The following is a 21,124-nucleotide window of genomic DNA, read 5'->3' on the forward strand; positions in this document are numbered from 1 at the left end:
AAATGATTGCTGATGCAATGAAACAAGCCAGGAAGATACACCGAAAGGCTATTGAATCTACTTATGACGGGACCTGTAATATCTATGAAAAGCAGCCATATAAGGATCCGGACACAAAAGTGACCAGCCAGAAGATGATGAAGGTGGTGGAAGATCGGTCCTGCCACCTCTCTTTTTCAAATATCTCACCCGCGGATGAGACGGAGAGCATTTCTAGGCTCCGACAGGTGATCAAGCTATTTCTGGCACCAGAGATTGTGGTGAAGCCTGGAAGCAAAATAGAAGTTACTCAGGTTGGTCGTACCGAATTCTATTCTGGAAGTGGCAAGCCGGCTGTTTATTGCAGCCATCAGGAGATTGTACTGGAGCTGTGGAAGGAGAAAGCATAATGTCTGGAGGAAAGTTTGATTTTAAAGAGATTAGACAGCTTCAAAATCAGATTGAGCAGCTAGATAAGGATAGGGATAAATTCTGTGAGGACTGCGCTAAGTATTTGGCGGCACGTTTGCTGGCGAAAGTTAAGAAGAGAACTCCTGTAGGCCAATATGATAAGCCTGTAACATTTACTACTCCAGCGGGAAAAAAGGTTCATTTCACAACGAAAAGCGGTAAAGAGGTTGATTTTGTTACGAAAAACCCTAAAACTGTTACATTCACGCCGAAAACTGGCAAGCAGGGCGGTGTACTGCGTGCCGGATGGACAGTTGGTGAAGTGGTGAAAACCGATGAAGGCTATTCTATTGAAATTGTCAATCCTACGGAATATGCCTCCTACGTGGAGTACGGGCATAGAACTGCCAATCATAAAGGCTGGGTTCCGGGACAGTTCATGTTGACTATATCAGAACGGGAGCTGGAAGAACAGGCTCCCAAGATGATCGAGAAAAAGATATCCGATTTCTTAAAGGGGGCGTTTCATGTATAACGACATCATGGACGCGGTAACCAGAAAGCTTGATACACTCTTTCCGGAAATCACCGTCTATACCAGTGGGGTGGAACAGGGATTAATTGAACCCTGTTTTTTTGTTGGCTTTTTGGAACCATCGGAAAAGCCACTTCTTGGCCATCGGTATTTCCGCAGCACAGGAATGTATGTCCAATATATGCCAGGAGAGATGGAGCAGCCTGTCAGGGAGTTGAACCGGGTGCTTGATATATTGATGGAATCCATGGAATATCTTTCTCTGGCTGACGGCTCTCTGACGCGGGGAACAAGACGAAGCGGAGTATCAAGAGATGGAGTGCTGTCCTTCTTTGTAAATTACGACCGGTTCGGGCTACGGTCTGGAAAAATGGAAGAGTCTATGGAGGATTTCACAGTAAAATGAAAGGAGTAAGGTTATGGCAGGAAAAACGAATAAAAAGGCAGAGCCGAAAGTGACTGTTCGCTATACCAAAGAACAGTTAGCTAATTCGAAGCGGTACCGTGGAAAGAAGGATTTGATCAACGCCCTTTTAGAACCAGGAAAGGCCTACACGATGCCAGAAGCAGAGGCGCTGTTTGAAAAGTTCATGAAAGGAAAGGTGAGTGTATGTTAGGCGGAGGAAATTTTACAGCACAAAATAAGGTTCTCCCAGGTGCCTATATCAATTTTGTCAATGCTGCTTCTGCTGGGGCTGCTATGGGAGAGCGAGGAGTAGCAGCTATTCCCATGGTGCTTGACTGGGGACCGGAAAAGACAGTATTTGAGGTAACGGCAGAGGACTTTCAAGGAAAGAGCCGGGAGATCTTCGGATATTCTTATGATGATGCAGCCATGATTCCGGTCAGGGAGCTGTTTAAAAATCTGACTAAGGGAATCTTTTACCGGCTGAACGCCGGCGCAAAGGCGGCAAATGATTACGGAACCGCTGTTTACGGGGGTGTCAGGGGGAATAGTCTAAAAACTGTGATAGCCAAGAACATTGATGATGAAACAAAGTTTGATGTAAAAACTTTCTTTGCTGGAAAAGAAGTTGACGCTCAGACAGTAGCAGGTGCAAGTAGCTTAAAGGATAATACCTACATAACCTTTAAGAAAACTGCGACACTTGCGGAAACGGTTGGAATACCATTTACCGGAGGTACCAGCGGAGAAGCGGTAACCGGTGAGGAATATGCCGTTTTTCTTGCCAAAATGGAGAATTATTCTTTCCAGGTCCTCTGCTGTCCATCGGTTGATGAGAATGTAAAGGCGCTCTTTGCGGCATTCACAAAGCGGATGAGAGACGAGAATGGGGTCAAGTTTCAGACCGTTTTATACCGGTACACAAAAGCCGATTATGAGGGAGTCATTTCCGTGGAGAACGAAGCGGAGGAGCTGGAGTCGGGATTGGTTTACTGGACTACCGGGGCAGAGGCCTCTTGTGCTATCAATAAGACCACGGAAAATAAGACTTATGACGGAGAATATTCTATCAAGGCTGATTACACTCAGATTCAGCTCAAAGAGGGTATTCAGGCAGGAAGGTTTTTATTCCATAAGGTCGGGAGTGAAATCCGGGTGCTGATGGATATCAATACCCTTGTGACCTACACAGAAGAGAAAGGTGAGGATTTTTCCAGTAACCAGACAATCCGGGTTCTGGATCAGATCGGAAACGACATAGCCTCCCTGTTCAATACCCGTTATCTTGGAAAGATTCCTAATGACGCCGCAGGACGGATAAGCCTCTGGAACGACATTGTTACTTATGGAAAACAGCTTACAACGCTCCGGGCCATTGAAGCAGTGAAGGCGGAGGCAATCACGGTTGATAAGGGTTCTAGTAAGCGGTCTGTCGTGGTGAGTTTCCCGGTAGAACCGATTAACTGTATGAGCCAGCTGTATATGACCGTAGTGGTTTCGTAGGAAGGAGTGAAGGATTATGAACCAGAATACTATGAATGCCTGGGACGCCATCAGCGCCGCTCAGGCAGAATGTTATGTCACAATCGGTAATAACCGGTACAATTTTATGCAGGCTCTTAACCTGGAGGCAAAGATCGAAAAGACAAAAACAGAAGTCCCTATTTTAGGACGAACCATGAAGGGAAATAAAACTGTTGGCTCTAAGGGAAGTGGCTCTGCAACATTTCATTACAATACCAGCATATTCAGGGAACTTTTATATCAGTTCCAGGAAACCGGCAAGGATAAATATTTTGATATCCAGATAACCAATGAAGACCCAACTTCTAGCGTGGGACGTCAGACTGTCATTTTAAAAGACTGTAATCTTGATGGTGGGACCATTGCTAAGTTCGATGCAGATGCGGATTATCTAGAAGATGAATTTGATTTCACTTTTGAAAGCTGGGAAATGCCGGAGAAGTTCAGCAACCTTGTAGGAATGCAGTAGGGGAAAGAGAGGATAAGAAAATATGGGAGATTTAAGTTGTTTTTTAAGCCAGAACGCTATAACCGTAGAAAATGTGAAGGTTGTGGTGTCAAAGAGATTTATGAATAAAGATAGGAAACCGGTGGAATGGGAGGTCAAGTGCATCACTCCGGAGAAGGATGAGATGATTAAAAAGGAATGCACAAAGCGGAAGCCGATCCCCGGAAAAAAAGGAGCCTACATGCCGGAAACAGACTATGATCAGTATGTGGGGAGGCTTGCAGTAGCTTGCACGGTATTTCCTGATCTAAATAACAAGGAGCTTCAGGATTCCTATCAGGTAATGGGAGCAGAGGCTCTGCTTAAAAAAATGCTTACGCCGGGAGAATATCGGGAGTACTTGTCTAAGGTCCAGGAGGTAAACGGTTTTGATATCGAACTGGAAGACCTGGTAGATGAAGCAAAAAACTAATTGAAGGGGGCGATATGGAAGCAAATATCGCTTACTATTGCCTCCACAAACTTCATAAGTGGCCTCATGAGTTCCTGGAGCTTCCCCGTTATGAAAAGGCCGTTGTCATAGCTGCGGTGCAGATGAAACTAAAAAACGATAAAAAAGAGGCTGCCAAGGCCAGGAGGAAAAGGTAGAACTTGGAAGGGTAATATGATATAATCATGACATTACATATTAGGGGGAAATAATCATGGTTAAAAAGGTTATTTATTTTACTTTTGGCATTCCTATTACATTAATTGCACTTTTAGGGATGTCTGGTAGCCAAGGGGATAAGAATTATGCACCCCCATTAACTATATTTCTGGTGCTTTTAGCGCTAGGTGTGTTACTGATCTATCTGGGTATAAAAACTAAAACAGGAAAAAAGAAAAAGCAGGAACTAGAGAGCAGTATAAAAAATAGTCAACAGAGCGGTAAAAAGCAATATCAGATGAACCATATAAAGGCGGAACATGTATCTGGACTCCCACTGGCAGTAAATGCGGACTGTCTTATAGGTTTTGAACAGGATAGATTTTCTTTTGTAGGAGGCGGAAATGAATTCAGTTTAAGCTTTGATAAAATCACAAGCTTTGATGTAAAAACGGACGTAGAGATACAAAATCAAACCGTTTCAAGCGTAGGTGGTGCTGTAGGTGGTGCATTGTTATTTGGCCCTCTAGGTGCAATTGTAGGCGGAAGAGCAAAGACAAAGAAAACAAGAACGCTCAGTTACTATATAATATTTACTTACACGAAAGAAGATCGGGTGGAGTATATAAGCTTTGAAATTGCTTCTGCCGTATTAAATAAAGCAAGAGACTTTAAAAAGATATTTGATTCAAAATACCGTAAGGAAAGTTCTGTTAAAATCGAACTTTAAAGATTAAAGCATCCGGAGAAATCCAGGTGCTTTTTAAATGTCCTATTTTGGAAAGGAAAGAGATGGCAGGATTACAAACTTCTATTCAGTTACAGGACCGGATGTCAGCAGTATTAAATAACATCACTTCATCCATGTCCATAATGCTCTCAACATTTGAACAGGCGCAGGCTGCGACCGATGCGGGGCTTAATGCTGCTTCCATGGATGCTGCAAAGCAGGGAATCGCAGAAGCATCCGCTGAAATGGCCAGGTATCGGGAAGAGGTGGAAAGAGTCGCAGCCACTCCATCTCCTGCCCCTCAGGAACCGGCCTGGAAAAGCACGGCGGCATCGGCTGTTTTTATGAACTCTGGTGCTGATCGTTTTCAGGCGGAGTACCAAGCCGCCGATCAGATGGCAAGGCAGCTATATGAAAGCCAGAAGGCCATATCCGCACAGGCCAGGAGCATGAGAGTGACGCCGCCCGGAATGTTAAATGACGTGGTGGCCACCGAAAACCGGATGCAGGCATTGTCACAGCGAATCCAGCAGCTTAACAGCATACCGGTAAATTTAAGGACGGATCAAACAAACAATGAACTGGAATCCCTTCGAGGAAAGCTTAGCCAGGCGGTATCCGTTCAGGAAGCACTGAACCAGGCTATGGGGCGGATGGATATCAGTGCAGCCAATGCAGCCTATCAGCAGCTTAATTCCGTGATGGATTCTGCGGAGCGGAATATCCGGGATAATTTAAACGTACAAAACCAGTTTAATAATTCTATCAGAGATGGAACCAGCGCAGCTTCTGGGTTATGGTCGAAGTTAAAAGGAGTAGCTGCTGGTGCAGGAATTGCTTTCAGTGCGCAGAAGGTTATAACTTTGTCCGACAGCGTAACTCAGACGACGGCAAGACTGAATCTGATGAATGATGGCCTTCAGAGTACGGAACAGCTAAACCAGATGATATTTGCCTCCGCGCAGAGAGCTAGAGCGCCATATATGGACACGGCCAGCGCCATTGCTAAAATGGGGCTGAACGCAGGAAATGCTTTTAGCAGCAATAAAGATTTGATTGCGTTTATGGAGCAGGTAAATAAGCAGTTTGTAATCGGCGGAGCAACCGCACAGGAGCAATCCAATGCCATGGTACAGTTATCTCAGGCAATGGCCGCCGGCGCTCTGAGAGGCGAGGAGTTAAATTCGATCCTTGATGCCGCTCCAGGAATTGCCAGGACCATAGAAAAGAATATGGGCTGGGCAGAAGGTTCCATTAAAAAGTATGCTGAAAAAGGCGCGGTCTCAGCGCAGGTTGTAAAGGCATCGCTTCTTAATATGGCAGATGAAACGAATGCAAAGTTCAATTCTATGCCGATGACATTTAGCCAAGTAATGACGAGCATTCAAACCACGCTGCTGCAAACATTTTACCCTGTGATACAGGCGATAGGGCAAGGCGCTACTTTTATTAACAATAACTGGTCTTCTATTGCGCCCATCTTTTATGGTCTTGCCACGGGTATACTTGTAGCAGCGGCAGCGTGGGGAGTGTACAAAGCTGTCACTTGGTTATCGGTAGCTGCAAACCAAGCGTTACTAGCCAGTATGCTTTCAAATCCTTTTTTATGGATTGCTATTGTAATTGGTATTATCGTGGCGGCCATTTACAAATGGGTACAATCCGTAGGTGGTATCAGAGTTGCGTGGTTGATCTGTGTCAATGCTGTGTTAACCCAGGCGGATAAGTTAAAATTAGGTTTTATGATGGCATGGATGAATATCCAAAATGGTATTGACAATATGCTTTATGGCTTTGAAGCGTTTAAGGTAGGAGTTCAAAACGCTATTGGTAATATGAAAATAAAGGTGCTTAATACATTACAATCATTGGTAAATGGTGCTATTGATCGAATTAATAAATTAATAAATGTTGCCAATAGTGTAGGAGGCCTATCGATTCAATTAATTGATCATGTGGAATTTGCGGCCGATGCTGCAATAGAAGAGCAGATAAAGCAGAGGCAAAGAGCTGCAGACTTGGCGGCTCAAAAGGATGCAAATGCGGCGGCAAAAGCTGGCCGGAAGAATGATTATGATAGAGCGGTAAGGGCGGCCGATGATGCAAGGATGCAAAGACAAGCAGGAATTGAGGGGGCTAAGGCCGATGCTGCTAGACGTGCGGCAGAAGATGACGGTGCTGCCGGGGCAATTGCCGGAAACACGGAAAAGACCGCAGGAAACACGGCACGCATGGCGGATACCATGGACGCTTTAGACGAAGAAATCAAATATATGCGCGATGCGGCAGAGCAGGAGGTCATCAACCGGTTTACTCTGGCAGAACTTAAGATTGACATGACCAATAACAATACCCTAAAAACAGAGACTGACTTTGATCGGATGAATGGTATGTTAAACGACCTAACGGATGAGATTCTGTCGACAGCAGCAGAGGGAGGACATTTATAATGGCTTATGAAGTTTATATTGATGATATGCTCCTCCCTCTGCCTCCGGAGAAGATACCTATTAAATATTCTGGCCAAAACAAAACGGCCACGTTGATCAATGGGGAAGAGATCAATATGATTCGACCCCCGGGACTTGCAGAGATTAGCCTTGATGTGGTAATTCCTCAGATGGACTATCCTTTTGCGGTATGGGATGGAAGTTTTGAAAATGCGGAAGATTTTCTGGAGAGGCTAAAAGAACTTAAAGAAGATGGGACTACCTTTGAATTTATTGTTATCCGGGATGGGCCGGGGAATAACAGCTTTTTTGATACCAATATGGATGTAACTTTGGAAAATTACAAGGTATCTGATGATGCAAAGGAAGGATTAGACCTCATAGTTTCCCTTTCCTTGAAAGAGTATAAAAGCTATGGAACTAAAATCATGAACTTTGTGATCGTAGAAGAGCAGACGGTTCCAGTGGCTCCGGAACCAGAACTGGTGCGCCAGGGAACACCACCTGCAGCAAAGACCTATACCGTTACGAAAGGTGACTGCCTCTGGGCAATCGCAAAGAAACAGTTGGGAAACGGAAGCCGTTGGCAGGAGATATTTAATCTCAATAAAGACAAAATCAGTAATCCCAATGTGATTTATCCCGGTCAGGTACTTACTATGCCGTAGAGGAGGCGTGACGATTTGGAAGTACATTTATATATACAGAACGGCCAGACAGTTTTTGAGCCGGTAGTCCAAGGGAGCACCACCTGGGAGATGCAGCGTAAGGGTCAGCCGGGGAAATGCTCTTTCACAATCATTCCGGACGATAGACTAAAGATTGAGGAAGGAAATGCAATACGTTTTGATGTTGCTGGAAAGACAGTCTTCTTTGGATTTATCTTTGAAAGGAGCTGGAACAGTGACGGACAAATGAAAGTTACAGCTTATGACCAGCTCCGGTATTTAAAGAATACAGATAGCTATAATTATTCCAATCTGTCTACCGGGGAAGTGATTCTTATGATTGCCCGGGATTATAAATTACAGACTGGCACGCTAATTGAAACCGGTCATAAGTTGTCCAGGAACAGGCAGGATAAAACCCTGTTTGATATTATTTTGGACTCTCTGGATTTGACCTTGATCCATACCGGAAAGATGTTTGTGCTATATGACGATGCCGGGAAGCTGGTACTAAACGACGTGGAGAATATGAAGCTGAACATTATGATTGATGGCAGTACAGCCCAGGACTATGATTATAAAATCAGTATTGACAGTGATACCTATAACCAGATCAAGGTCTATTATGACAACAACGAAACAAAGAAACGGGATATCTACATGGTAAAAGATACCGGAACAATCAACAAATGGGGGATCCTTCAAAAGGATGAATCCATTGAGAAAGGCGTAAACGGTCAGGCCGTGGCTGAGAGATATTTAAGCCTTTACAATCGTCCTTCCAGAAGCTTAAGCATCAAAGGGACCTTTGGAGATATAAGAGTAAGAGCTGGCTGCCTGATTCCGGTATTTTTAGATATAAAAGAAATGGAGCTGAAAAACTATTTGCTGGTAGAATCTGTTACCCATAAGATTGATGAGGGGATTCACACCATGGATTTAACACTGAGAGGAGTTGGGATTAATGGCTGATGTAGCTTGGGTAGAGAATATGAAAAGGATCGTCCTAAAAGCCATGGAGGAGGGTGATCCCTGCGATATTATTCCCGGGACCGTGATTAAGGTTTCTCCCTTATCCGTACAGATCAATCAGAAAACCACCATTTCCGGCGATCAGATTCTCGTGCCAGAGCATTTAACAGATCATGCGGAACTGATGTCCATACCGGGAATAGGAGAAGTTTCAGTCACGGTGAAAGGTGGCTTACAGTCTGGCCAAAGAGTTCTTATGTTACAAAAGCGAGGCGGGCAGCAGTATGCAGTTATCGACCGGTGGTAGAAAGGAGTGCGCGACATGCTCCCTGAATCAGGAAGTATTTTAAAACAGGATTTTGAAATCGTCCAGCAACCGTCTAAAACTTTTAAGGTTGACATAGAGAATCAACGGGTTATTGGAATGGTAGATGATTTGGAAGCAATTCGACAGGCCGTATACTGTATGCTTCATACTGAGCGGTTTGAATGGTTGATCTACAGTTGGAATTATGGGACGGAGCTGGATCGGTTATTTGGTCAGTCCATGGGTCTTGTGAAGTCTAAATTAAAAAAGCGGATTAAAGAGGCATTGATGCAGGATGACAGGATCCTAAGCGTTGATGCTTTTTCTTTTGAAGTATCTGGCCGGAAACTCCTTGTAAAGTTCACCATTCATACTTCCATAGGAGATATCAATGCTGAGAAAGAGGTGAGTGTTTAGGTATGTATGAGGATGTAACTTATGAAGTTATTTTAAAGAGGCTTCTTAACCGGGTCCCAGCCGAACTTGATAGAAGGGAAGGTTCCATTATCTATACGGCCATTGCCCCAGCTGCGGCGGAGCTTACCATCATGTATATTGAATTGGATACGGTATTGAAGGAAGCTTATGCGGATACTGCGGACCGTGAATATCTGATCCGTCTGGGGAAAGAGAGGAGGATCACTCCGAAAGCGGCCACTTATGCAGAATTGAAAGGCGAGTTTAATATGGATATCCCTATCGGCAGTCGATTTTCTCTGGATATGCTCAACTATACAGTAGTGGAAAGAATAGGAGAAGGTATATACAGATTACGGTGTGAAGTTGCGGGTACGGCCCCAAATAGTAAGTTGGGTTCTCTTGTGCCTGTTGACTATATTAGTGGATTGACTAGGGCAGAGTTAACTAAACTGATGTTGCCCGGGGAGGATGAGGAAACGGATAAGAGTTTGAGAGAACGGATCCTTACAAAGCTCCAAAAGCCATCTACCGGAGGAAATCGGTATGATTATTACAACTGGGCCATGGAATGTGAAGGAGTAGGAGCCGCAAAGGTATTTCCCCTCTCAAATGGCCCCGGAACCGTAAAGGTAGTAATTGCGGATTCTAACCGGGCTGCAGCTGGCACCGATCTGGTAAATCTGGTCACGGCTCACATTGAAGGGGTTCGCCCGATAGGAGCCAATGTGTCAGTGGTGTCGGCACGAGAAAAAGAAATTAATGTATCAGCAGGAATCAAACTGAAAAATGGACTTAATCTTGGTACAGTTCAGAATCTATTTGAAGAAGCTCTTACAGAGTATCTGCAGGAGAATGCCTTTGACGTTTCTTACATCAGTCTGGCAAAGATTGGGAATCTTCTACTTAATACGGCAGGTGTAGAGGATTTTTCGAATCTTCTGATCAACGGGGTAGCCAGAAATCAGGAGCTGCAGGATGAGGAAATCGCCGTACCTGGCACTATTACCTTGGAGGTGATATAGGTGGAGATCAGTAGATTTTATGAGAAGCTGAATAAAATTGATGGAAATATTTATGTGGTTGAGGAAAAAGTGGAGCTGACAGGAGGAGTGTATGATGCCCCGCTGCAGCATGATAACATTAATACCTCTACCCTTTCTGTGTACACTGGGCCCAAATTGACCGGGGAGAGGATCCAGACCTATGTACTTTCTACGCCAAGCCTCACTCCATGGAATCGAACTATACGGGTCTATGCCGATGTATCTACAGTCTATATCAGTTATGAAGCCGAGGGGGATACCGTGGAGGCTGAGGATGTAAACCGGCTCCAGGAGGAAATGATCCGGACACAGGAAGCAATCAATGGAGAAATAAGCCGGGCCGGGGAGGCGGAACAGAATATTGCTGCAGATCTGGTGGAAGAGGTTGCCAGGGCGAAATCCGCAGAGCAGACCCTTTCCGAAAACTTGACCGCAGAAATTACCCGGGCAAAAACTGCCGAAAAGGCCAATGCTGATAATCTTGCCACGGAGACAACAAGATCCAAGGCTGCCGAAAACATTCTTACGGAGAGCGTGACAACAGAAAAGACTAGGGCTCTGGCTGCTGAGGAATCCATAAAGGGTACCATTCAGAGCAACAAGCCCAACTGGGATGACAAATATACCAGGAATGAGGTGGACAATAAATTTGCTGCTCTGGAGAATGCCATTGACTGGAAAGAGACAGTCAATACCTATGCAGATCTTGCAGTAACCTATCCAAATCCGCAGGACGGGTGGACAGTCAATGTTAAGGATACAGATTATACTTACCGTTACAACGGCACAGAATGGGTGGTTATATCGGCCAATGCAATCCCGAAAGCAACCCAGAGCGTGGATGGACTTCTCTCAAAAGAGGATAAAACGCTCTATGATGATGCTAACAATAAAAAGCATACTCACGCAAACAAAACGACCATTGATAAGGTCACGGAAACGCTACTGACCCGCTGGAATGAGTCCTATGACAAAAGGCATGAACATGGGAACAAGGGTGTACTGGATACGATTACCCAGACACTAATGGATAACTGGAACGCAGCATTTGCACATATTTCTGATGCGGTGAGGCATGTCACAGATACTGAGCGAACCAATTGGAATGATGCCAACAGCAAGAAGCATACCCATTCTAACAAATCTGTTCTTGACGGGATAACTTCTACATTGGTTGCAAATTGGAACGCGGCTTTTACTCATATTTCTGACGCTGTTAAGCACATAACAGCCGAAGAGCGTACAGCCTGGAATCGGGTCTCTGACAAGGTGGATACGGAACCTGGAAAGGGGCTTTCTACAAATGACTATACGAGCCCTGAAAAGAATAAGCTGGACGGTATCGCCCCTGGCGCTGAGGTGAACGTACAAGCAGATTGGAATGTAACGGATACGACCTTAGACGCCTTTATTAAAAATAAGCCAACATCCCTGCCAGCTTCCGATGTATCGGCTTGGGCGAAAGCATCTACTAAACCAGGTTATGCTTGGAGTGAGATCTCCGGAAAGCCGACCAGTTTCGCCCCTGCAGCACATACCCATACCAAGTCACAGATATCCGACATGTCTACTAAGGTGTCAGAGTTTGAAAATGATGCGGGATATGTAACGGCTGCTGAGGTGGGGCCGGGCTATACACATCCGAACAGCGGCGTGTCGGCGGGAACTTATAAATCAGTGACGGTAAATGCTCAGGGCCATGTGACAGCAGGGACCAATCCCACCACACTGGCCGGATACGGGATCACGGACGCAGCTGCCAAAAATCACAACCATGACAGCGCATACTTGAAAAAGACCGGTCTGACTTGGGACGACCTGAAAGGGGTGTAAGCCATGTATGGAAAAAATCAATATGGCCTGATTCAGTACGCCCAGGAGAAAAACGCCGATGAGGGACAAAAAGACTATTATGTGGACCTTGCGCGATATGCACCTCCCTTCCTGGCGGAGGTCCAGGAGTTGAAAGCCATTTATGAAACGGAAGGATACGCAATGGGACTTTTGGAGCATGAGCTTTCTGATCTGCTGGATCAGTGCTTCATCTCAACAGCGACCTGGGGGCTGACACGGTGGGAGCAGGTTTATGGGCTGGTGACTAATATGGCCCTTTCCTATGAGCAGCGACGAGAAATCCTCATGGCAAAGCTCCGAGGGCAGGGCACTACAACCCCTCAGATGATACGGGAGACAGCGGAGATGTTTTCGGGCGGAGAGATCGAAGTCATCGAGGATAATCCCAACTATCACTTTATCGTGCGGTTTATCGGAATCAAGGGTATTCCTCGTAATATGAATGCTTTCATTGCTATGTTAGAGGATATCAAGCCCGCCCATTTTTCCTATTCTTTTGAATATCGGTATACCATATGGAATGAGTTAACAAATCAAAGCTGGAACAGCGTGGCGGGCATCACCTGGGACGGCATACGAACTTTGAAGGAGGCATGATCGAAATATGAAGTATACAAAGAATCTAAATATGAAGATCCCGGAGGGTGTGGATCCGATTGATATATCAGATATTACAGGGAATTTTGAGACCCTGGATGATGAAATGTCTAAAAAGGCAAATTCCACAGGAGGAGATATTTCCAGTACTACAATTAAAACCTTGGATCCGGTAGTTGAGAAGTTTCCTGTCCCGGTCGCGGGAGAATCCGCAAAAGTTTTTTTAGGAAAAGTTAAAAAGTTTATAGAGGACTCCAACGCTGGACGGAAAGTACAGGAGGTCACTCTCACCGCCGCAGGCTGGAGCAGCTCAGCCCCCTACACCCAGACGGTCAATGTGGCTGGCATAACCGAGAATGATAGACCTACATTGAGTTTATACTTTCCAGATGGCATTACCGCAGCGAATGTTGACTTGCAGGAGAAAGCGTATGCCTGTGTAAACCGGGCGGTTTCTGGTGCAGGGAAAATAACAGTCTATTGCTATAACAAGAAACCAACAACGGACTTTCAGATTCAAGTGAAGGGAGTGTAAGAATGGCAGAATGTTTTATTTTAAAAGGCAGCGGTGACGGTGCCGATCTGGCTGTCATAACAGCCGTTGCTCCGGATGTGCTGGAAGGAAAAGTGACTGTGGATAGGGAGGGGAATCCCTTACCCGGAACTATGCCGAATAGAGGTACTGGATATCATGGTGTGGGTTCAGGATTGAACACACAAGGACTATATTATTATATTGGGCCTGGATACTACTATGAAAATCCTACAAATAATCCATGGGTGTACATGACCCGCGCGGAGGTTGCGGCAACCCTTGGTATAGAGCCATGGAAAATGCGTGGCGATGTAAATATATGTGGAGTTCAAGGCGGCATACCTATCCAAAATCCCGATGTTTCCGGTACTGACCGTGTTAGGGCAACTGGCATGAGTAATTGGGCGGGAACCATTAACTTGCAGGTTAGAAATTGGCATTTCTTAAATGGTGTCAACTGGATTCAGCAAGACATTCCGAATTATCAGCCGTGGAATATAAAAAATGGAGTTGATATCGGCGGCGTTATTGGTACATTCCCGGATTATTCTTATTTAGCCAACGGGCAAACGTCTTTTTAAACGGCACATTTTCAGGTGTACTGAGTGGAGGTGTGCGAGAAGTTGTTTTGGGTAGCGGCAGTCAGTACGGTTTTACAGTTAATGGTTATGGAATTACATTAAACAGTAGGCGGTATCAGGGTAGCTCCTCTGATTACATGTCATCTGCAAGGATCGCGAATAATATTAGTATAAATTTATCCACTTTCCGAACTCTCCGAATCACATATGTATGTAGTTATGCTTATGAAACTAGTAGTAATGGGGATTACATGCAATATGGTCTTTATATTTCAGCTCATAAGACAAACTCAAGCAAAACGACGATTAAAGATCTCCCCATCGCAGGAGGTTGGTGTTCGGAAATGGCTGTAACTAGTAATTTTGATATATCCGATATTAATGAACAGGCTTTCCTTTATATTTATTTTAAGAGCCTCCAAAGAGCAAATGTCGGTACTGCTCGTATAATTAGTATAGAATTTTTAAATTAAAAAATAAGTTTGTATATAAGGAGAAACGATTATGAAGTGTTTTGTAATATATGATGAAACAGGAAGGATTTATGCTGCTGAATACGGAGAGAAACCCACTCTCCCAACTGAACTCAATTTTATTCAGACCGAAATCGAAGACGGTTCGCTAATAACAAGTGTTGATGTTTCCGATCGGGAGAATCCCAAGTTGTTATATAATGCCCCAAAGGAGAGCGCTTTGGAAAAAGAGCTTACGGAGATAAAAGAATCAAATGATAAATTAAAGGCTCAAATAGCGTACCTGTCCATGATGTCTGGTTTTGATGTAGAGGAGGTATAAAGCCATGAGTAAGTTTGAAAAGGTGAAAGGATTTTATGAAGCATGTCTATGGTCCGTTGGAATGGTATGGAATGCCGTAGGACGCTGGATCACTGAAAAAGAATACCTGGATATCACCGGGAAAGAGTTTGAGAAAGAGAAAGAATGAGGTATGGTCCTTTGTTAGAAATCATAAAGTATATAGACAGACAGTGGGTGGAATGGTTATTTTTATTTATTTCCGCTTTATTGGGCTGGGGGTATCGAAGGCTTTCTAAGAGACAAGCAGTGGAAAGCGTAAAAAATAAAGCACTCCATGACGGAATGCAAGCGCTGCTTAGAGATAGAATTATCGGAGTATACAATCATTACCAAGATAAGAGATTTTGTCCTATTTATGCCAAAGAGAATGTAAAGCGGATGTACGATGCTTATCATGACCTGGGCGGGAATGATGTAGCAACGAGACTCAAAGACAATTTATTATCCATGCCGGAGGAACCGGAAGAAAGAGAGGGTTAATTTATGGAACAGATTACGAATTATGTCAAACCGGAACTGCTCATAGTGGCAGTAGTTCTGTACTTTTTAGGACAGGCAATTAAAAAGAGCCAGACCATCAAGGGTAAGTATATCCCCCTTATCAATGGGGCTGTGGGCATTGTGTTGTGCGGTATATACGTGTTGGGCACAAGTAGCTGCCAGACTGGGCAGGAAATTGCTATGGCGATATTTACGGCCATTACGCAGGGTGTTCTGGTTGCAGGATTGAGTACATATGTAGATCAGATTATTAAGCAGTCTAGAAAAACTGAATAATTGTTGTGATATCACAACTTTTAGGCCTGGGATAATCCTGGGCCTTTTCGATTGGAGGAACTATGCAAATCAATAAATTACTTACACCTTATAATTACAATGCTGGTACCGCGGACCGCATTAAATACATCGTGATCCATTATGTGGGGGCCTTAGGAGGAGCGGAAGCGAACAGTAAATACTATGCTTCCCAATACATTGGGGCCAGCGCTCACTATTATGTCGGGTTTGACGGGGAAGTTTGGCAGTCCGTTGAGGAAAAGAACATTGCATGGCATTGTGGGGCAAAATCGTACGTTCACCCGGAATGTCGGAATGCAAATAGCCTGGGAATTGAAATGTGCGTAAGAAATAGCAGTGGAAATCTGGCAGACACAAGCCGGGATTGGTATTTTGAGGACGCTACAGTACAGAAGACCATAGAGCTGACTAAGGAACTGATGGCGAAATATAACATACCTGCGGACCGAGTGATCCGCCATCATGATGTAACGGGGAAGATTTGTCCAAATCCCTATGTATGGAATCACACCAAGCATACCTGGGACGGCTTTAAGGCTGCTCTTGTAGCTCCTGCCGAATATACGTTAGGTTGGAACCATGATACGAATGGCTGGTGGTACGCAAATTCTAAGACTTCTTATTATAAGTCTTGCTGGCAGATCATCAATGGCCATAAGTACTATTTCAACCCGAATGGATACGCAGTCACTGATTGGCAGGTTATTGATGGACAGGATTTCTATTTTGAACCAAGAGCTGGACATATGTTTGAATGTGCATTGTATTTGACTGATGAGGCCGGTGCGCAGTATATAGGGAGGTTTTAGGTGTGATACATGATAGAACATAAAAGTATATTGGCTAATAACAATTAATCGAAGCAAGAAGTAATAGAATTTTAGATGTTTACTTTTTCATATTTTGGTGTATGATGGAAGAAAATACAAGGGGGAAGAGCCATGACTTATGAGGAAGAACTATCCATATTAAATGCTATTCTAGAATTTAAAATTCCTGAGATAGCGGAGGACACACATTTTTGGATGATAAGAACAAAAAGGGGTTATTTTTATAACGAATTTATAGGAAAAAAATTTGTGGCTTTAGCATGGAATAATATAACAGAGGAAACGGATTTTTCTGATGAAAGTAAAGAAGGCCTAAAGGATTCAATAGTATTAAATTATCCAGAAATAAAAAGACCTAGCACTGTTATTAATAAATGTAATAGTTTTATAAATGAGGTAAAAGAAAATGATATATTAGTTATTCCGAGCGAAAAAAGTAAATTTATCACTTTTGCTATCGCTGGAGAGTATTTTGAAGATGAGTCAAAAACAGTTGGTGTAGAAAAAACGGTAATAAATCGTATAGATCATAAGGATGTAGAGATAAATGATGTGTCATGCCCTTATAGAAAGCGACGTCGTATCATCCCAGTAAGAACTGTTAAGAGTGAAGAGATCAACTATAGCTTATATAGGGCTATCTCTAATTATCATGGAATAAGTAATCTCGATAATTATTCTCGTTACATATTAAGCATGCTTTATAATGTCTATTCATATCAGAATAATATAAATATAATTTTCAATGTCAGAAAGAAAGGGCCGATAGGACCTCGGCTTTTATCTGGAGTTTTATATGGAGCTACAAATTATTTATGCGATATAGGTATTAATGAAGCTAAAATATCGGCACAGGTGAATATTAATTCTCCAGGCCCTATAGATTTCTCTATTGTAGATATATATAATTGGTTCAGTACAAATTATTTACCTATTTTGGGGTTGTTTGTAGTAGCTGGTGGAGGGAGCTTTTTAACATTTAAACTTCCGGGTGTGCCACAAATAATAAAAGATATTTTAACTGTACCAAATGAAATTAGAAAATCAAAAAGTGAAGCAGAAAAACTTGAACTAGAGGTGATGCAAAAAAAATTAGAGTTAGTTGAAAAAATTAAGTCTGCCGGAATAAATCCAGCAGACCTATCGAAGTCACTTAATGATATTATATGCAATGCCGCAGCGCTTGACGTTCAACCTATAGAAACCGTAGATATTAATCCTAATGATGTCGCTGAGCCTTCTGAAGAAGATGAACAAGAAGACGAGTGAAGTAAATCGAAATAACTGAAATTAATATTAGGATAACATATGCTATTCCAGTAGATTTTAAAATCATATCGTATAATACGGATAATGATAGTAATTTTATTTGAATTGACAAAAAGGCCAAGAAGCTGATGACATGAAGAAAACTAATATATGTTCTATTTAAAAGTAAAATCGTTTTTCTCATGGTAGCACCTCCTTCTATCACATTATAATAATACATTTTGTAACAATAGTCTATTGACAAAATATACAAATGTACATAATGCACAAGAAAATAGTATAGAAAAGATAAATAAATACTGCATGTAGTATAGTCTGTTCTTAAAAATGCTATATATAGGGACACTCATGTGGTGACTCTTTTCTATTACTTAAATAGTGATTGTGAGGCAAGAATTCATGGAATTAAAACATGATTGCTATTACCTGGATCGGGCTGGGAAGATGATAACGGATCCGGTAACACTCACAGATCAGGACGTGGCACTACTGTATCCGGGATTGACAAATCAGTAAATTAAAAGGCGGGTATCCGGTATTCGGGGCCCGCCTTTTAATAGAATTAATATCATTTTCTGACTGCATTTTGACTGCAGGACCCCTGGTTTTGACTGCATTTAGGTGGTTGTAGCTGGTAATGTAAAAAGTCCCAAGAATCTTTATTTTAAGCGAAAAATCCCGGTTTTAAAGCGTTTGCTCATTTTCTAATAAAAAAAGCACATTACATTTTTCTAAAGAAGCCTGAAAAGATGTCTGTTTCTGTCATGTTACGGATTTTTTCATCATATGCTTTACCAATTCTGGTAAAAGGATGCTGCTATGAGAATATATGTGGTAGAGCGGGGAGACAGTGTGGACACCATTGCCGAATCCCAGGGCATTCCGGTACAAAACCTTATATTTGATAACCAGATTGGTTATCCATACCGCCTGGCTGTAGGCCAGGCACTTTATATTAGGGATGAAAACCCTTCGGAAGAAAGGGTGCCTCTTTATGTGTTCGGTTATGCATACCCGATCATCACTCCGGATAATCTGGAAAATACTCTTCCATTTCTGACGGATCTTTATGTTTTCTCTTATGGATTTACTATGGAGGGAGAGCTGGTTCCGCCCATGAGCCCGGATGACTGGATGATAGAAAGGGCGTGGCAGCTTGGAGTGCGCCCGATTTTGACTCTTACTCCTCTCGGCCCTGACGGGCATTTTAACAACAATCTGGTATCTGAGGTTGTACATAATATGGAGGTCCAGCAGCGGCTGATCTGGAATCTGGGCCTTAAGATGCTGGAAAAGGGGTTCGGAGGCCTGGATTTTGATTTTGAGTACATTATGGCGGAGGACCGAGTGGCTTATGCGGACTTTGTAAGACTGACTACCCAGATCATGAACCGGTTCGGTTATCAGGTCACGGTTGCCCTGGCACCTAAGACATCGGCCACACAGGCAGGGCTTTTGTATGAGGGAGTAGATTACGCGCTTTTGGGTGAGGCGGCTAACCGGGTGTTTCTTATGACTTATGAGTGGGGATATACGTATGGGCCGACAGAGTATAGGTAATTGTAAATCCTTGGGAAACCCAGTGTTTCAGCGGTCTTGCGGGATCCTTGGGTAAAACTGCAATGTGAAATTCGCCGTGTTTCCGGCGCCTTTTTTATTTCTTTCTGCCTTTAAGTAATCTACATGATCCAAAACATTTCTTAGCATGCTGTTCCGGACTAAAATGTCATCCACTTCCCAATACACTTCCACCAGATGCTTTATGGCCGGAATGAAATCCCTCCGGGCCTGTTCCTTTGCTGCAATCCGGTTCCGTTCTTCTTGAATAAGCTTTAACTCATCCTGTAACTCTTTTTTCTGATCTTCCAAATTTTTGCGGCGCTCCTGAAAAATATCAAGAGAGTATATTCCCTGCTCTAAAAGGTCGAAGGTTTTATTTAACTGCGTTACTGTCTGGATGTATTTCTCTTTGATGTTATGGAGGGAGTTTTCTAAGACGGCCAGTGTGGTCCCGCTTTCCTTTACTGTTTCCTCCGGCCAGTCTAATTCGTATTCCGGAATCCATTCCTTTAAGCCTTCGATGATCTGTTCTTCAATCAGGGAAAGAGGGGATGAGATATTGCTGCACTTACTGTTTGGACAGCGAAGGATGGCGTAACGAAGCCTGGTATTGCTGGGCTGCCTGGTCATTAAGGTACCGCATTTGAAACAATATACCAGCCCGGAAAGGGGGTTTCGCAAGGTAGTACTGGAGTTGATCGGGAGAGGTTTACCGGCTTTGATCTTCTGCACCAGGTCATACGTTTCTTCCGGTATAATTGCTGTGAAGCGCCCACGGACTTTTTTGCAGTCAGCATCCTTGGGCCTGGTTTCTATGATTTTTCCACCTAACATTTGCTTTTGCACTTTGCGCCACTGCCACCGTTGATATCCGCAGTAGGTGGGGTTACTTAATATGTCTAAGATGGAAGATGCCGACCATGGCTTTTCACTTCGAGAAGGTATTTGCAGCTCGTTCAGCCGATCCCTGATCTGGTAGGAACCAAAAGGAGCCTGGCTGCCATCTTCTTTCCGCTCGCCGGCTATATAAAGTTCATAAATGTATTCAACGATATTTGCCTCTTTAGGAACGATTTCCAGGGTATATCCCTTGTCTCCTTTATGTTTCACTTTTTTATATCCATAAGGAGCTGTTCCCGCTATGTACCAGCCGTCCCGAAAGGCTGCGATACGACCTCTTTGAATTCTCCGGTTGATCGTTTTGTATTCTCTACGGCTCATGAAGAGGTTGAACTCAAAATACTCTTCGTCAAATTCGTCTGAAGGATCATAAGTTTTTAAAGGCGTGACGATCTTAGTGTTGCTGAATTTAAAAGCTTCCGCCACGGTCCCCTGGTCCTTGGTGTCACCCCTGGCAAGTCGCTCGACTTCCATGACAAGAACACCCTCCCACATGCCTTGCATGACCTCTAATAACACTTGCTGCATTTTGGGGCGGGCAGAAATGGTCTCTCCAGAAACCAGCTCTTTATAAATGGCGCCGACATCAAGCCCCATTTTTATAGCTAGTTCGGTCAGCAATTGTTCATGGCGGGCGAGTGTCTCGCCTTCGCCACGGGCTTCCGCTTCTTTGTCAGCCCGGCTTTTTCGTAAATACATGAGATATGACATAGGATCCTCCCTTCTGGTTCTGCTTTATTTTATGGATATGCTGTGCTCTTAATACTAATTCGTAGCATAAATGATACTCCTTTGTCAGATTATTTGAGCCGGAATGCAGCAGGCATTATACATGTAAAGAT

At 43.5% G+C, this 21,124-nt stretch carries 26 protein-coding genes and 1 pseudogene; 26 read left to right on the top strand and 1 reads right to left on the bottom strand.

Features of this window, described 5'->3' with window-relative positions; all coding sequences use genetic code 11:
* The first annotated feature begins 2 nt into the window (after positions 1-2).
* The 26 genes and pseudogenes from H171_RS20470 to H171_RS20590 form a co-directional block, all read left to right on the top strand.
* Complete coding sequence (locus tag H171_RS20470; protein WP_207655208.1) at positions 3-389, top strand: hypothetical protein; 387 nt, start codon at positions 3-5, stop codon at positions 387-389.
* Positions 389-925 (top strand): HK97 gp10 family phage protein, encoded by a 537-nt coding sequence (locus tag H171_RS20475; RefSeq protein ID WP_207655209.1) that lies wholly within the window; start codon positions 389-391, stop codon positions 923-925. Before H171_RS20470 ends, H171_RS20475 begins: the two co-directional genes overlap by 1 nt.
* Entirely contained in the window at positions 918-1,331 is a 414-nt protein-coding gene (locus tag H171_RS20480; protein WP_100306777.1) for a phage tail terminator family protein, read from the top strand. Before H171_RS20475 ends, H171_RS20480 begins: the two co-directional genes overlap by 8 nt.
* Before the next feature lie 13 nt (positions 1,332-1,344).
* Positions 1,345-1,542 (top strand): hypothetical protein, encoded by a 198-nt coding sequence (locus H171_RS20485; protein WP_100306778.1) that lies wholly within the window; start codon positions 1,345-1,347, stop codon positions 1,540-1,542.
* On the top strand, positions 1,536-2,834 hold the full coding sequence (locus tag H171_RS20490; RefSeq protein ID WP_100306779.1) for a phage tail sheath family protein: 1,299 nt from the start codon (positions 1,536-1,538) through the stop codon (positions 2,832-2,834). The genes H171_RS20485 and H171_RS20490 overlap by 7 nt, the downstream gene beginning before the upstream one ends.
* 16 nt (positions 2,835-2,850) lie before the next feature.
* A complete protein-coding gene (locus H171_RS20495) occupies positions 2,851-3,324 on the top strand; it encodes a phage tail tube protein (protein WP_100306780.1) in 474 nt (157 codons plus the stop codon).
* 22 nt (positions 3,325-3,346) lie between these two features.
* Positions 3,347-3,775 (top strand): phage tail assembly chaperone, encoded by a 429-nt coding sequence (locus tag H171_RS20500; RefSeq protein WP_100306781.1) that lies wholly within the window; start codon positions 3,347-3,349, stop codon positions 3,773-3,775.
* A 14-nt stretch (positions 3,776-3,789) separates the two neighbouring features.
* Positions 3,790-3,951 (top strand): hypothetical protein, encoded by a 162-nt coding sequence (locus H171_RS24365; protein WP_166433638.1) that lies wholly within the window; start codon positions 3,790-3,792, stop codon positions 3,949-3,951.
* Between the two features lie 56 nt (positions 3,952-4,007).
* Positions 4,008-4,682: a hypothetical protein gene (locus H171_RS20505; protein WP_100306782.1), complete on the top strand. Its 675-nt coding sequence runs from the start codon at positions 4,008-4,010 to the stop codon at positions 4,680-4,682.
* A gap of 62 nt (positions 4,683-4,744) precedes the next feature.
* Positions 4,745-7,132: a tape measure protein gene (locus tag H171_RS20510; protein WP_157803199.1), complete on the top strand. Its 2,388-nt coding sequence runs from the start codon at positions 4,745-4,747 to the stop codon at positions 7,130-7,132.
* Positions 7,132-7,800 (top strand): LysM peptidoglycan-binding domain-containing protein, encoded by a 669-nt coding sequence (locus tag H171_RS20515; RefSeq protein ID WP_100306784.1) that lies wholly within the window; start codon positions 7,132-7,134, stop codon positions 7,798-7,800. The genes H171_RS20510 and H171_RS20515 overlap by 1 nt, the downstream gene beginning before the upstream one ends.
* A 15-nt stretch (positions 7,801-7,815) precedes the next feature.
* Entirely contained in the window at positions 7,816-8,772 is a 957-nt protein-coding gene (locus tag H171_RS20520) for an XkdQ/YqbQ family protein (RefSeq protein ID WP_100306785.1), read from the top strand.
* Positions 8,765-9,079, top strand: a complete 315-nt coding sequence (locus H171_RS20525; RefSeq protein WP_100306786.1) for a DUF2577 domain-containing protein — start codon at positions 8,765-8,767, stop codon at positions 9,077-9,079. Before H171_RS20520 ends, H171_RS20525 begins: the two co-directional genes overlap by 8 nt.
* 15 nt (positions 9,080-9,094) lie before the next feature.
* Positions 9,095-9,496 (top strand): DUF2634 domain-containing protein, encoded by a 402-nt coding sequence (locus H171_RS20530; RefSeq protein ID WP_100306787.1) that lies wholly within the window; start codon positions 9,095-9,097, stop codon positions 9,494-9,496.
* Positions 9,497-9,498: 2 nt separating this feature from the next.
* Positions 9,499-10,521, top strand: a complete 1,023-nt coding sequence (locus tag H171_RS20535) for a baseplate J/gp47 family protein (RefSeq protein WP_100306788.1) — start codon at positions 9,499-9,501, stop codon at positions 10,519-10,521.
* Entirely contained in the window at positions 10,522-12,375 is a 1,854-nt protein-coding gene (locus H171_RS20540) for a hypothetical protein (protein WP_100306789.1), read from the top strand.
* Positions 12,376-12,378: 3 nt separating this feature from the next.
* On the top strand, positions 12,379-12,993 hold the full coding sequence (locus H171_RS20545; protein WP_100306790.1) for a YmfQ family protein: 615 nt from the start codon (positions 12,379-12,381) through the stop codon (positions 12,991-12,993).
* Between the two features lie 7 nt (positions 12,994-13,000).
* The gene (locus H171_RS20550) at positions 13,001-13,528 is read left to right on the top strand and encodes a hypothetical protein (protein ID WP_100306791.1); all 528 of its coding nucleotides are present in this window, start codon (positions 13,001-13,003) and stop codon (positions 13,526-13,528) included.
* Between the two features lie 2 nt (positions 13,529-13,530).
* Positions 13,531-14,109 (top strand): hypothetical protein, encoded by a 579-nt coding sequence (locus H171_RS20555; protein ID WP_100306792.1) that lies wholly within the window; start codon positions 13,531-13,533, stop codon positions 14,107-14,109.
* Positions 14,110-14,613: 504 nt separating this feature from the next.
* The gene (locus H171_RS20560; RefSeq protein WP_100306793.1) at positions 14,614-14,904 is read left to right on the top strand and encodes a hypothetical protein; all 291 of its coding nucleotides are present in this window, start codon (positions 14,614-14,616) and stop codon (positions 14,902-14,904) included.
* Positions 14,905-14,908: 4 nt separating this feature from the next.
* Positions 14,909-15,052: an XkdX family protein gene (locus H171_RS20565; protein ID WP_100306794.1), complete on the top strand. Its 144-nt coding sequence runs from the start codon at positions 14,909-14,911 to the stop codon at positions 15,050-15,052.
* An 11-nt stretch (positions 15,053-15,063) separates the two neighbouring features.
* The gene (locus H171_RS20570) at positions 15,064-15,405 is read left to right on the top strand and encodes a hypothetical protein (protein ID WP_100307605.1); all 342 of its coding nucleotides are present in this window, start codon (positions 15,064-15,066) and stop codon (positions 15,403-15,405) included.
* A gap of 3 nt (positions 15,406-15,408) precedes the next feature.
* Entirely contained in the window at positions 15,409-15,702 is a 294-nt protein-coding gene (locus H171_RS20575; RefSeq protein ID WP_100306795.1) for a phage holin family protein, read from the top strand.
* Positions 15,703-15,764: 62 nt separating this feature from the next.
* Positions 15,765-16,532, top strand: a complete 768-nt coding sequence (locus H171_RS20580) for an N-acetylmuramoyl-L-alanine amidase (RefSeq protein WP_100306796.1) — start codon at positions 15,765-15,767, stop codon at positions 16,530-16,532.
* Positions 16,533-16,664: 132 nt separating this feature from the next.
* Positions 16,665-17,822, top strand: a complete 1,158-nt coding sequence (locus H171_RS20585) for a hypothetical protein (protein WP_100306797.1) — start codon at positions 16,665-16,667, stop codon at positions 17,820-17,822.
* A gap of 819 nt (positions 17,823-18,641) precedes the next feature.
* Positions 18,642-19,367, top strand: a pseudogene (locus H171_RS20590) (LysM peptidoglycan-binding domain-containing protein); the annotation flags it as partial.
* Between the two features lie 42 nt (positions 19,368-19,409).
* Here H171_RS20590 and H171_RS20595 read toward each other — a convergent pair.
* Entirely contained in the window at positions 19,410-20,993 is a 1,584-nt protein-coding gene (locus H171_RS20595) for a recombinase family protein (RefSeq protein WP_100306798.1), read from the bottom strand.
* Positions 20,994-21,124: the final 131 nt, after the last annotated feature.

The sequence above is a fragment of the [Clostridium] celerecrescens 18A genome (genome assembly GCF_002797975.1).
In the GTDB taxonomy this organism is placed as follows: domain Bacteria; phylum Bacillota; class Clostridia; order Lachnospirales; family Lachnospiraceae; genus Lacrimispora; species Lacrimispora celerecrescens.